This is a genomic window from Flavobacterium luteum, from assembly GCF_008806775.1.
GTDB lineage: Bacteria > Bacteroidota > Bacteroidia > Flavobacteriales > Flavobacteriaceae > Flavobacterium > Flavobacterium luteum.
The window spans coordinates 393,738-406,492 of sequence record NZ_WAEM01000002.1; the positions used below are offsets into that span (position 1 = coordinate 393,738).

Here is a 12,755-nt window from a genome sequence, read left to right on the forward strand (position 1 = left end):
AAAAAAATAGTAAACAGTTAAAGAGTTTGTTAATTAAAAAAGCAGCCATATGGCTGCTTTTTTAATCTTAAATCATTTTAGACTATAAGGTATAGCTTAAATTAAACGAGAATCCAACTCCTCTTTTATAATCTTGAATTGTATTTGAATTCCCCATAAAACGATCTTTATTATTATCTCCTAATTCTAATTGTATGTTTGGATTTAAAATATTGTCTATTCCTAATTTTAAATCCAGATGCTGTGATAGCTTACTAGTTAAAACAACATCAAGTTTACTTACTGGCATTTCATAAATGTGATCAATCCCTGCAGTTCCAACACTATAAATTCGTTTGCCAAATACTGAGTAAACAGCAGAAATAGTATTTGACCAATTTTTATTTAAATTAAATTGATATTTTAAATCTGAATTGATTAACCATTTTGAAGCTCCTTGTAGTTCACGATCTCTATGCGTTTCTATACTTTCTGATAAACTTCCTGATGGACTTATTACTTTATTAGGAACCTTAACATTAGTCTGCATTATAGAAGTATTGAAACCCCATGACACCTCTTTTAATGACTCTGAAATGCGATTAAAATCTAATAAAAACTCTGCTTCTATTCCATAAAGTGTTGCTTTATCTGAATTTAAAAAGGAAAGAATTGTAGTTCCGGGATTGGCTATAAAGGTTCTTTCAATTGGTTTGTCAATACTTTTCCCAAAGACTCCTACTGCAAAAAGTTCTTTATTGGTAGGGAAAACTTCATATTTAACATCAATGTTTAAATTTTTACTGTTCTCAATAAAAGGATTTCCTTGATAAACTGTCCCGTCAGGATTTACAATAGAAATTGGAAATGATTCCATGATAACAGGCTTGGTGTAGGTTAGCGAACTTGCAAAACGCAAATTCATTGTTTCGTTCAGAGAATATTTTGCATTTAATGACGGTAGAAAATAAACTTCATTTGCTGTTTTTTTCATGTATTTTTGATCAAAACTACCTATATCTTTAAATTTAGTTATTCGATCGTAACTTTCAAAACGAATACCTGCATTAACATCAAATTTATCAGAGAATTTGTAAAATAAATCGGTATAAGCAGCATTGATAGTTTCTTCAAGTTTAGATTTCCAGTTGGCATTACTCGATTCTTCGAACGAAATTTTATAATCTAATAAATCCGCAGTAATTTGACTGTCCAATTCAAAAGGATTAAAAACGAAATTTGGATTATAATCTCTTCTGCTCCTGCTCGTTTGAATGAAACGGTATTTTGAAGTTGTAAAATTGTGATTGCCATTGTAGCCTAAGGATAATTTATGGTCTTTCCCAAATTTTAAATTGTATTCTAAAAATGCAGAGGTAAACATTTTACTATCTATATCTAAAAACTGTCTCAAAAAGTTATTTCCTCCATAACTTGTATTTATTTGATTTTCTGAAACTTGAGAACCTGTATAATAATTTCTATCTGGCTGACCGTAAGCTGTTTTTGCTAATGAAAAACCACCTTTTACGCTTTGCTTTTTGTTTGTAGTCAAGAAATATTCTCCAAACAATTGTCCATTCAAATAATCTGACTCGTCTAATTGATTGGTTCTAATTAAGAAATTTGTTACATCCTGCTGATTGTTTTGGTAACCCAATTGATCTATAATTTGACTATCTGTAGATTTTAAATATAACAAAGTAGAAGATAAATTTAATCTTTCGTTTGAAAAATTTAAACCTAAAATAGAGGAAATATTCGTTTTATAGCTATACGTTGTCTTTTGGAAATTGTTTGAAAACTCAATAGGATTCCCTGCTTGTAAGGTTCTATCTGCCCCTGTTCTAAACTGGTAAGAGTTGTCGAAGTTTAACGAAACTAAATAACTTAATTTGCTGTCCTTTAAATTAAACTTCTCAGCGTGTAAAATCCCAACACTTGAATTTAAAGGGCTTTTAGATTTTTCAATTTCAAAACCATTACTAAATGCATTAACGGCTTCATTTCTACTTAGTGTTACAATTGGAAATGGAGTTGTCCCATATGCAGATGGCAAATCACGGTTATTTCCTGCAAATCCTAAAAATCCTTTTGTAGAATTTACATTTTTTCCAAAATAAAAATTTCTCATATTGTTATTAGTTGTAAAACCCGAACCAATACTAAATTTCGTAATGCTTTTCGAAGGTTTCGTGAGAGTAACTAAGTTAAAAGTTGCACCTGCAAAATCGCCGTATATATTTGGATTAAATGTCTTGTAGGTTTCAATAACACTAACAACATCAGTAGGAATTAAATCTAAAGGGATAATTTTCTTAAACGGATTGTTAGAAGGAACTGCAAGATTATTTATTAATAAATTATTATATCTATCTTCTAAACCTCTTACGAATAGACCTCTCGAACCCACTTTAGTAATTCCTGTTATTTTGGTTAGTCCTTCTTCAACATCACTAATTCCTTTTCTTGCCATTTCTTGAGCACCAATACTTTGCTTTATTTCAACAGCTTTCTTTTGGTCAAGTAGCAACGCTGTTTCTTTTTCCCTATTTCCGCCATTTGATTTAATTACAACATCTTGTAATTTATAGCCTCCCGAACCCAAAGCTTTGTTTATATTAATTTTTTCACCAGCTGCAATGCTAACAAGAACTTCAATATTGTCGTAACCAAGAAAACTAAAAATGATAGTATAATTTCCAGGGTTTACATTTATAGCATATTTTCCAGTTTCATCAGATGTTACCCCTATAGACGAACCCTTAATTACAACATTCGAAAAAGGTAAAGGAGCATTATTTGCTTCTTTGTCAGTTATAGTTCCATAAACAGTTCCTTTAGTTTGTGCAGTTGCAATAGAGCAAATGATTAGGATTATGAATAAAAAGTTAAATTTCATGTAAAGTTTGTTTAAATTTTTTGCAAAGTAACGCCTGTAAAGTAAAGTTGATGTTACCAACTTGTTACTATTAAGTTTCTTTATTATTACGGAAATGTTAAGAGATTATATTAGTGTAAAAAAGTTTGTTAGTATTGTTTTATCTTTACTTTTACAATCGCAATCAATCAATTTTGCTATCATGAAGAAAAAAGACATTAAGATTCTATTAGTTGATGACGAACAAGATATTCTTGAAATTGTAGGCTACAATCTCGTTCAAGAAGGCTATCAAATTGTAACTGCTATAAATGGTAAAGATGCTATAGCTAAGGCTAAAAAAGAACTACCACATCTTATAATAATGGATGTTATGATGCCCGAAATGGATGGTATGGAAGCTTGCGAAGCTATTAGAAAAATTCCTGAATTGAATCATGTTATTATAACATTTCTAACGGCAAGAAGCGAAGACTATTCACAAGTGGCTGGTTTTGATGCTGGAGCCGATGATTATATTACTAAGCCAATAAAACCTAAATTATTAGTTAGTAAAGTTAAAGCGCTATTGAGACGTTTGAAAGAAAATGAAAATATAAATTCTGAAACGCTAAACGTGGGAGGAATAGAAATAAACCGCGAGGAATATAAAATTATAAAAGACAGTACCGAAATTGTTTTACCAAGAAAAGAGTTTGAATTGTTTTATTTATTAGCTTCGAAACCCGGTAAAGTCTTTAAAAGAGAAGAAATTCTAGACAAAGTTTGGGGTAATGAAGTAATTGTTGGAGGAAGAACTATAGATGTGCATATTCGAAAATTAAGAGAGAAAATTGGTGATGATTTTTTTAAAACCATAAAAGGAGTGGGTTATAAGTTTGAAGTATAAATGACAATAAGTTTTAAAAACACATACAAGTTTGCAGTAGTTTCTTCTTTATATATTACTCTTTTTTCGAGTGGTTTAGTTGCGCTTTTAACCTATATTTTTTTTTCGTTTTCATTGTCATTTATTCTTTGTTTTGCATTAGCTATAGCAATATTTTCGTTTTTTGTAATGCAATATCGTGTAGAACATTTTATTTACAGAAGAGTAAAAAAGATTTACGATGACGTTTCGCTACTAGAATCCTCCAACTTTAGAAATCAGCCCATAACTACCGACATGGCAACTCTTACAAGAGAAGTAAAGAAATTCGCTACTGATAAAAAGTTAGAAATTGAAATGCTTAAAGTTCGTGAAGAATACCGTCGAGAATTTTTAGGCAATGTTTCACATGAACTAAAAACGCCTCTTTTTACTGTTCAAGGATATATATCAACACTATTAGAAGGAGGAATGAATGATAAAACCATTCGAAAAAAATATTTAGAACGAGCAGAAAAGGGTGTTGAGCGTTTGATTTATATTGTTCAAGATTTAGATATGATTACTAAGCTAGAAGCGGGTGATTTAAATATTGAAATGGTTCCGTTTAATATCGTAAGTTTAGTTCAAAATGTTTTTGACTTACTTGAAATGGAAGCTTCTAAAAAGGATATTTTACTTCTATTTGACATGAAGTATAACAAGCCTATTATGGTTATAGGTGATCGGGAAAAAATAGAACAAGTTGTAATAAATTTAGTAGTAAACTCTATAAAATACGGAAAAGAAAAAGGTTCAACCGAGGTAAGTATAGAAAATCTTACTGATGATAAAGTGATAGTTCGTGTAAAAGACAACGGTGAGGGCATTGAAGCCAAAAATATTTCGCGCCTTTTTGAACGCTTTTTTAGAGTGGACAAAAGTGGTGCAAGAAGTCAAGGCGGATCTGGTCTTGGACTTTCAATTGTAAAGCATATTATAGAAGCCCATCAGGAACGCATTTACATAGAAAGCGAATTTGGAGTTGGCTCAGAGTTTTCCTTCACTCTTAAAAAGGCAAAATAAATTCTTCCAATGAATGGGTTTTTCTTCTATTTGTAAGCCTTTATATACTAAAATTTCTGCTAAATCTTCTAAATTAAAATTCTCTTGTTTTGCATAAGGAACCAAACCTATCTTTTTTAATTTTCGAGCTAGATACTCTTGTTCGTATTGCCCCGGAGTAGGAATAAAAAAAGCTTTTTTTCTTAGCTTTGCTAAATCCATAATGGTGGTATATCCTGATCGGCAAAGCACTACTTTACTTTCGTTAAAAGCTTGTTCTAATTCATTAGATGTCATGAAGTTATAATACAATATGTTTCCTACTTGTTCTTTAGTTTGAACACTTTCCACTTTTCCTTTAATAAAAATTACTCTTTCTTTATAATCCAACAATTTTTTCGATAGAATTTCCTCAAGTATTCCACGTTGAGGATCAGGCCCTGATAATATTACCATTAAATCATATTGAATTGGCAACTCCTTTCTTTCAAAACGACTCAAAGGCCCAATGTATTTTACCTTTAAAAGTTCTTTTTTCATATGACCTAATTTACCTGTTAAATTTGGTTCGTCTTCAAAATCGGGCACCCAACATTCATCAAATTTATCAATAGCTTGTTGGTGTAGCATACTGGTTAACCAAGTTGTATTACCCGTCAAAACATTCAATTGATGCGTAATAAAAACAGATTGTACTTTTTTATTAAAAACTCCTAGCCTGTTGTCTGAGATGATTCCGGTTAAATTAAATTCTTTTACCCATTTTTTTACTATTTTTTTTTCGTCTAAAATAGCTTCTATCATTTTTGGAGTATTTCTAAGCATTTTCCACTTAAAATTGGCGCCATTTTTAGCATATTCAATTTCGTAAGAAGGCAATTCTAAGGCTTGAAGATGGGGAAACTCTTTTTGTAACATAGCTAGCGCCACTCCATCTGAAGCAATTATTGGCGTAAATCCATTTTCTTCCAATGCTTTTATAATAGGAATACAACGTGTAGCATGACCTAAACCCCAGTTTAGTGGAGCGACTAAAATATTTTTAGAAGGTATTGGTAAATTCATTTGTTTGTTATGCGTCTATTTTTAAAACTGCAAGATAAAAACATTTCTAGTCTTGTATATTTCCTTAATTTTGTGAAAACATTAAATTAAATCGTGGGAAGTAAAAATAAGTTAAAAAGATTCAAGGAAAACGAAACATTCGAAAATGTTTTTCAACCAACAAGAGAAGAAGTGGTTTCGGGTTCTTTTCCGCTAAAAGGAAAATGGAACGCTGAATTTTTCAAAAACAACAATCCTTTAGTTTTAGAATTGGGTTGTGGAAAAGGAGAATACTCCGTTGGTTTAGCCGAAAAATATCCTGATAAAAATTTTATTGGAATTGATATCAAAGGAGCGCGATTCTGGCGTGGAGCAAAAACAGCTGTTGATGACGGTTTGCATAACGTAGCTTTTATAAGAACTCAAATAGAATTAATAGATTTTATTTTTGCCGAAAATGAAATCGATGAAATTTGGATCACTTTCCCCGACCCGCAAATTAAATACAAACGAACCAAACACCGAATGACCAATTCAGAATTTTTGCAATTGTATAAAAAAATTCTCAAACCTGATGGCATCATGAATCTTAAAACCGACAGTGAATTCATGCATGGGTATACTTTAGGATTACTTCATGGAGAAGGTCATGAGGTTTTATACGCCAATCATAATGTTTATGTAAATGAGGGATCTCCTGAAGAAGTAACTGCTATTCAGACGTTTTATGAAAAACAATATTTGCAAATTAACAAAGCAATAACGTATATTCGTTTCAAAATTAAGTAGGATGAATTTTGTTTTGCCGCTTTTTTTCGGATTTATTTCAGCAGCCATTGGCATAGCTCTTCCAGGGTTAATAAACATGACTGCTGCAAAAGTCAGTATTCGAGACGGACGAGAACGAGCAATGCTTTTTATATCTGGAGCGGTAATCATCATTTTTTTTCAAACCTTAACGGCTATTCTTTTTGCTCGTTTTATCGATTCTAGACCCGATGTGGTTATCTTACTAAGAGAAATTGGGTTTGCTATATTCTTGTTTTTAACCATTTATTTTTTTGCACTTGCTAAAAAGCCAAAAATTAAAAAAGAAGAAATTAAAATGAGAAGCAAAACGAATCGTTTTTTTCTTGGTATGTTACTCTCGGCGCTAAACTTTTTCCCTGTTCCTTATTATGTTTTTGTTACTATATCTTTATCGTCTTATCGCCTTTTTATTTTCGAAAAAACTTCCATATCTTTATTCCTTATTGGTGTGCTCTTAGGCTCTTTCTTAGTGTTTTATTATTATATCGCTTTTTTTAAAAAAATTGAAAATAAAACCGATTTTTTCTTCAAAAACATGAATAAAATTATAGGGTCAATTACAGGAGTCATCGCATTGGTCACTTTGTTTAATATTTTCAAATACTATTATTAAAAAATTTGGAAGTTAATTTTTTTGAAAGAGTATATGCCGTTGCCAGACAAATTCCTTACGGAAAAGTAACTTCCTATGGTGCTATTGCAAAAGTTTTAGGAACCGCTCGCTCTGCAAGAATGGTAGGTTGGGCAATGAATGCTTGCCATAATCTCGAGGATGTACCTGCACATCGTGTGGTAAACAGAAACGGATTATTGACAGGAAAACATCATTTTGACGGAACCAATTTGATGCAACAACTTCTAGAAAATGAAGGTGTTACAGTTATAAACAACCAGATTGTAGATTTTAAGAACCATTTTTGGGAGCCTGAAATGATTTCTTAGTTTATTTATTCTTTATCCTCGTTTTCTATAACTTTTATTATGTCTTTTATCTGTTCTACTCCTATTCTTTTTGCTTTAATCATTTTATTTCGGTCTAACAGGTAAATAACAGGTGTCGAATAAATATCGTATTTTGTTTTCAAATCGGTATAATGTGCTCCGTCATAAACATTAATCCAATCTAGCTTTTTATCAGCAACATATTTTTTATATTTCTCAATATCATGTTGGGTATAAACACCAAAAACTTTTACATTTTTATTTTCCTTGAGTAAATCATGATATACTTCTAGCAATTTTGGAATTTCTGTTTGGCAATGCCCACAATCGACATCCCAAAAAACAAGAATTAGAAAGTCTGCTTGTACCGAATGTAATCTTAAAAAAGTTTTCTGTATTTCGGCGCTATTGGCATAAAATATTTTAGTAGCTTCTTCACTTGTTTTTGCCGATTCAAAACCCATTTTAGCAATTTTATCGCCTTCTTCTATTGGAATCATAGGGATGTCGGGGGCAATTTTCCCTAATAAAATAGGTCTTAAAAGATCAGCACGGTTAATTATATTTTTTACAATATTGTCGTCATTATATAGTTCATTGGCTTTGCCCGTTTTAAAATAAGTATCAGAAATATGTACAAATACCTTGTCAAAACCCATTAGTTTTGAAGTTTCATAAGTAGATGTAAAATGAGCTAATAGTAACTTGTACATGATACTATTTGGAGCTGTTTTACTCATAATTCGGTCAACGGCAACACTAGCAGAGTCGGGATGTATGGTAACTAGATTTTCAAAATAGCGTTTCAATTTAGGTGCAAAAAATGGAGAACGTATTAACCCGTCATTTTTAAAATCGACGTTATCCCAATAATGGTTTTTATAGTAATTAAAAACGGCAACACTATCAGGTCTGCCATTTGAAGCTTTGGGGATTTCTTTAAGGACTTTTTCAATTTTTAAATTAAGTACTTCACCTATAAAACTTCCTTTATTTTGTTCGTAGAAGTTCTCTTCATAAGCAACAATATTGTCGTTTAATTTTTTTTGTTTTGTAGTCATAAAAGCAGTAGAGTCTGCCTTTGTCATGCCTTTGGTTTTAATTTTCAAATCGTTAAATTCTTTTTTTTGAGTATTGATGTATTTTACATATTCAAAAAAATCGTTTTCACGTTTAGAGGTTGGGCTACTTAAATCAGAAGAGGCATTGTTAGAAAGATCACTATTTAAAGTCATTGTTTGATTTTCATCATCTATATAAAAATCAAAATAGATGGATTTGGCTTGACTTACTAGGGAATAAACTCCTTTTTCTAATTTCTTTTTCCCTTTAAAAATAATTTTCCCATTCTTTATATTCTTGCAAGTATCGGCAATCATGTTTTTATCAAATTGATAAAACGTAAGGTAAACTAAGGTGTCATTGCAATTCTTTAAATTAATTTTAATTTCATGCACTTCTTGCGCATGAATTGATGATGAAAATAAAACAACAATAAAGGATAAAAATAATTTTTTCATAATTGTAACTGCTTTTAATGTACAAAATAATTTTCAAAAATAGCGTAAAATTTAAAATTGAACAACATCGTTTTATTTCATTTAACATTCAAAATATTTTGAATCCTTTAACTGTTATTTCAAAAGAATTCGTATTATATTTGCAATCTAAAATAAGTCTAAATTAAGACAAGAATCAGGTTATGAAAATAGAAAAGAAAGACATTCTTAAAGCTTTAGAAACAATTACTGTAGCTGGTGAAGGAAAAAATATGGTAGAAAGTGGTGCGGTAACAAATGTGGTGACTTTTGCCGATGAAGTTGTTGTTGATTTGGTTTTAACAACACCAGCCATGCACATCAAAAAAAGAGCTGAAGACGATATTAGAAAAACGATTCAGGACTTAGTATATGCTGATGCAAAAGTAAAAGTAAATATTAAAATCGAAGCGGCTCCAAAAACTACTACTGATGCTAATACTATTAAGGGGAAAAATATTCCTAGTATAAAAAACATTATCGCAGTAGCCTCAGGAAAAGGTGGGGTAGGAAAGTCTACAGTTACTGCAAATTTAGCAGTAACATTAGCAAAAATGGGATTTTCTGTAGGGATTTTAGACGCTGATATTTACGGACCGTCTATGCCTATTATGTTTGATGTAGAGTCTGCAAAACCAGTTTCGGTTGCTGTTGACGGAAAATCAAAAATGAAACCAGTAGAAAGTTACGGCATAAAAATACTTTCCATAGGATTTTTTACAGCTCCTAGTCAGGCTGTAATTTGGCGAGGACCAATGGCTTCAAAAGCATTAAATCAAATGATTTTTGATGCTGATTGGGGCGAACTGGATTTTATGTTATTAGACTTACCCCCAGGCACTGGTGATATTCATCTATCGATAGTACAATCGTTACCTATAACTGGTGTTGTAGTTGTTAGTACACCTCAAGCAGTAGCTTTAGCCGATGCTAAAAAAGGGGTTTCTATGTTTATGTCTGATGCCATAAATGTTCCCGTTCTTGGAATTATAGAAAACATGGCCTATTTTACCCCAGAGGAATTGCCAAGCAATAAATATTATATTTTTGGCAAAGAAGGCGCTAAAAATTTAGCCGAAGATTTACAAGTACCTTTCTTAGGAGAAGTTCCTATTGTTCAATCCATTCGTGAAGCGGGAGATTACGGACGCCCTGCAGCTATGCAAACTGGTTCAGTAATTGAAACCGTTTTTGAAGAAATTACTCGAAATGTGGTTCAGGAAGTAGTGAGCAGAAACGAGAATTTACCTCCTACAGAAGCAGTTAAAATAACTACAATGGCTGGTTGTTCAGCTGTTAAAGGTAAAAAATAGATTGTAAAGGAATTTACTTTTAAAGATAATCCAACAATCAAAAAATACTAAAATCGAATACCATGACAACAGAAGAATTAACAAGTAACGTACTGAAAGCACTAGACGAAATTAGACCTTTTTTAAATTCTGATGGAGGAGACATTTCACTCATTTCTATAGAAGACAACAAACATGTAAAAGTGCGTCTAGAAGGGGCTTGTACCAGTTGTAGTGTAAACCAAATGACACTCAGAGCCGGTGTTGAAACTACTATAAAAAAGTTTGCTCCACAAATAGAAACTGTCGTGAATATTCTTTAAAAATAATCCTAACTTAATTCAAAACATTCAAGTTGATAACTTTCGTTAGCAGCTTAAAGTAAACATTATGGACATATTAATAAAAATAAAAGATAGAGAAGGAGTAATTCATGAATTGCAAGCACCAACAGATATGGCAATGAATATCATGGAATTGTGTAAAGCCTATGAGCTTCCCGTTGAGGGCACTTGTGGAGGTATGGCTATGTGTGCTTCGTGTCAGTGCTATGTATTAAATGATGTGTCATTGCCTGAAATGGGAGAAGATGAAGAAGCCATGCTTTCAGAAGCTTTTTATGTAAAACCCAATAGCCGACTTGGATGTCAAATTCCAATAACAGAAAGTTTAGAAGGATTAGAGTTAGAATTGGCTCCTGAGTATTAAAAATAAAAAAACCGTTTTAAAATTTTAAAACGGTTTTTTTGTGCGGATAATAGGACTCGAACCTACACGCCTTGCGGCACCAGATCCTAAGTCTGGCATGTCTACCAATTTCACCATATCCGCGAAATATGACTGCAAATATAATCATATCTTCTAACTTTCAAAGGAATTTTTTCGAAAAATAATTATTCTCTTTTTTGTACTTTTGATAGTATAAATAAAGTAACTTATGAGTCCTATAAAAACATACGTACAAGAGCATAAAGACCGATTCATTAATGAATTAATAGAATTATTAAAAATCCCTTCTGTTAGTGCCGATACTGCCTATTCGCATGACGTTATACTTACTGCCGATGCGGTAAAAGTAAGTTTAGAAAACGCAGGTTGTAATTTTGTAGAAATTTGCGATACGCCAGGTTACCCAATAGTTTTTGGAGAACATATTATTGACAAAAACCTACCAACAGTTTTGGTATACGGGCATTACGATGTACAACCTCCAGACCCATTAGAACTTTGGACTTCGCCCCCTTTTGAACCTGTAATTAAAACTACTGAAATTCACCCTGAAGGCGCTATCTTTGCCCGCGGTTCTTGTGATGATAAAGGACAAATGTACATGCATATAAAGGCTTTTGAGTACATGATACATTCTAATTCTTTGCCTTGCAATGTCAAATTTATGATTGAGGGGGAAGAAGAAATAGGCTCTAAAAGTTTAAGTTGGTTTGTAGAACGCAATCAAAGTAAACTAAGCTGCGATGTAATTTTAATTTCTGATACAGGAATGATATCAAATCAACAACCATCAATTACAACCGGTTTACGGGGATTGAGTTATGTGGAAGTAGAAGTTACAGGGCCAAATAGAGATTTACATTCTGGATTATATGGTGGAGCTGTGGCAAACCCAATAAATGTATTGGCAAAAATGATAGCTTCACTTCATGATGAAAACAATCATATTACTATTCCTGGTTTTTATGATAACGTTGAAGAATTATCTTCAGAAGAAAGAGCTGAAATGGCAAAAGCTCCTTTCAGTTTAGATAATTACAAAAAAGCATTAGATATTGAAACTGTTTATGGCGAAAGCGGCTATGTTACCAACGAAAGAAATTCAATTCGTCCAACATTAGATGTAAATGGAATTTGGGGCGGATACACTGGCGAAGGAGCAAAAACAGTTATTGCCAGCAAAGCTTATGCTAAAATATCGATGCGTTTGGTGCCTGATCAGGATTGGGAAGCTATTACTGAATTGTTTACCAAACATTTCATTAGTATTGCTCCTGCTGGAGTTACCGTAAAAGTAAAACCGCATCATGGCGGTCAAGGATATGTTACTCCTATAGATAGCATTGGTTACAAAGCCGCAAATAAAGCCTATACAGAAACCTTTGGAGTGCCAGCAATTCCAGTCCGTTCTGGCGGGAGTATTCCAATAGTGGCTTTGTTCGAAAAAGAATTGAAATCAAAAACTATCTTGATGGGATTTGGTTTGGATTCTGATGCGATTCATTCACCTAATGAGCATTTTGGAATTTTTAATTACTTAAAAGGAATTGAAACTATTCCTTTATTTTATAAATATTTTGTAGAGTTAAGTAAATGACGTTACCTCAAAGTACACAAAGTTTTTTACA

The 12,755-nt window shown here is 32.1% G+C and carries 12 protein-coding genes and 1 tRNA gene; 9 read left to right on the top strand and 4 right to left on the bottom strand.

Annotation, left to right across the window (positions count from 1 at the left end):
- Positions 1-82: 82 nt before the first annotated feature.
- Positions 83-2,881: a TonB-dependent receptor gene (locus tag F6464_RS05575; RefSeq protein ID WP_151106815.1), complete on the bottom strand. Its 2,799-nt coding sequence runs from the start codon at positions 2,879-2,881 to the stop codon at positions 83-85.
- Between the two features lie 181 nt (positions 2,882-3,062).
- Between F6464_RS05575 and F6464_RS05580 the strand changes: the two genes are divergently transcribed.
- Together F6464_RS05580 and F6464_RS05585 are read left to right on the top strand one after the other, a co-directional pair.
- On the top strand, positions 3,063-3,749 hold the full coding sequence (locus F6464_RS05580) for a response regulator transcription factor (RefSeq protein WP_151106816.1): 687 nt from the start codon (positions 3,063-3,065) through the stop codon (positions 3,747-3,749).
- Positions 3,750-4,793 carry a sensor histidine kinase gene (locus F6464_RS05585; RefSeq protein WP_151106817.1) on the top strand — a complete coding sequence of 348 codons (1,044 nt, stop codon included), beginning with the start codon at positions 3,750-3,752 and terminating at the stop codon, positions 4,791-4,793.
- Here F6464_RS05585 and F6464_RS05590 read toward each other — a convergent pair.
- Complete coding sequence (locus F6464_RS05590) at positions 4,758-5,837, bottom strand: glycosyltransferase family protein (RefSeq protein ID WP_151106818.1); 1,080 nt, start codon at positions 5,835-5,837, stop codon at positions 4,758-4,760. The two genes, F6464_RS05585 and F6464_RS05590, sit on opposite strands and share 36 nt — an antisense overlap.
- Before the next feature lie 93 nt (positions 5,838-5,930).
- On the opposite strand from F6464_RS05590, the gene trmB reads away from it, so the two are divergent.
- The 3 genes from trmB to F6464_RS05605 are packed head-to-tail and all read left to right on the top strand — an operon-like array spanning position 5,931 to position 7,568.
- Entirely contained in the window at positions 5,931-6,605 is a 675-nt protein-coding gene (gene trmB, locus F6464_RS05595) for a tRNA (guanosine(46)-N7)-methyltransferase TrmB (RefSeq protein WP_151106819.1), read from the top strand.
- Position 6,606: 1 nt separating this feature from the next.
- Entirely contained in the window at positions 6,607-7,239 is a 633-nt protein-coding gene (locus tag F6464_RS05600) for a LysE family transporter (RefSeq protein WP_151106820.1), read from the top strand.
- Positions 7,240-7,244: 5 nt separating this feature from the next.
- A complete protein-coding gene (locus F6464_RS05605) occupies positions 7,245-7,568 on the top strand; it encodes an MGMT family protein (protein WP_151106821.1) in 324 nt (107 codons plus the stop codon).
- A 5-nt stretch (positions 7,569-7,573) separates the two neighbouring features.
- Here F6464_RS05605 and F6464_RS05610 read toward each other — a convergent pair whose 3' ends face one another.
- Entirely contained in the window at positions 7,574-9,088 is a 1,515-nt protein-coding gene (locus tag F6464_RS05610; protein WP_151106822.1) for a thioredoxin-like domain-containing protein, read from the bottom strand.
- 182 nt (positions 9,089-9,270) lie between these two features.
- On the opposite strand from F6464_RS05610, the gene F6464_RS05615 reads away from it, so the two are divergent.
- The 3 genes from F6464_RS05615 to F6464_RS05625 all read left to right on the top strand — a co-directional run bounded on the left by F6464_RS05615 (position 9,271) and on the right by F6464_RS05625 (position 11,106).
- Positions 9,271-10,419, top strand: coding sequence for an Mrp/NBP35 family ATP-binding protein (locus F6464_RS05615; protein ID WP_151106823.1), 1,149 nt, complete (start codon positions 9,271-9,273; stop codon positions 10,417-10,419).
- Between the two features lie 62 nt (positions 10,420-10,481).
- Positions 10,482-10,721, top strand: a complete 240-nt coding sequence (locus F6464_RS05620; protein WP_151106824.1) for a NifU family protein — start codon at positions 10,482-10,484, stop codon at positions 10,719-10,721.
- Positions 10,722-10,788: 67 nt separating this feature from the next.
- Complete coding sequence (locus F6464_RS05625) at positions 10,789-11,106, top strand: 2Fe-2S iron-sulfur cluster-binding family protein (protein ID WP_151106825.1); 318 nt, start codon at positions 10,789-10,791, stop codon at positions 11,104-11,106.
- A 41-nt stretch (positions 11,107-11,147) separates the two neighbouring features.
- Here F6464_RS05625 and F6464_RS05630 read toward each other — a convergent pair.
- Positions 11,148-11,229 (bottom strand) — tRNA-Leu (locus F6464_RS05630).
- A gap of 106 nt (positions 11,230-11,335) precedes the next feature.
- Here F6464_RS05630 and F6464_RS05635 point away from each other — a divergent pair.
- Positions 11,336-12,724 (top strand): dipeptidase, encoded by a 1,389-nt coding sequence (locus tag F6464_RS05635; RefSeq protein ID WP_151106826.1) that lies wholly within the window; start codon positions 11,336-11,338, stop codon positions 12,722-12,724.
- Positions 12,725-12,755: the final 31 nt, after the last annotated feature.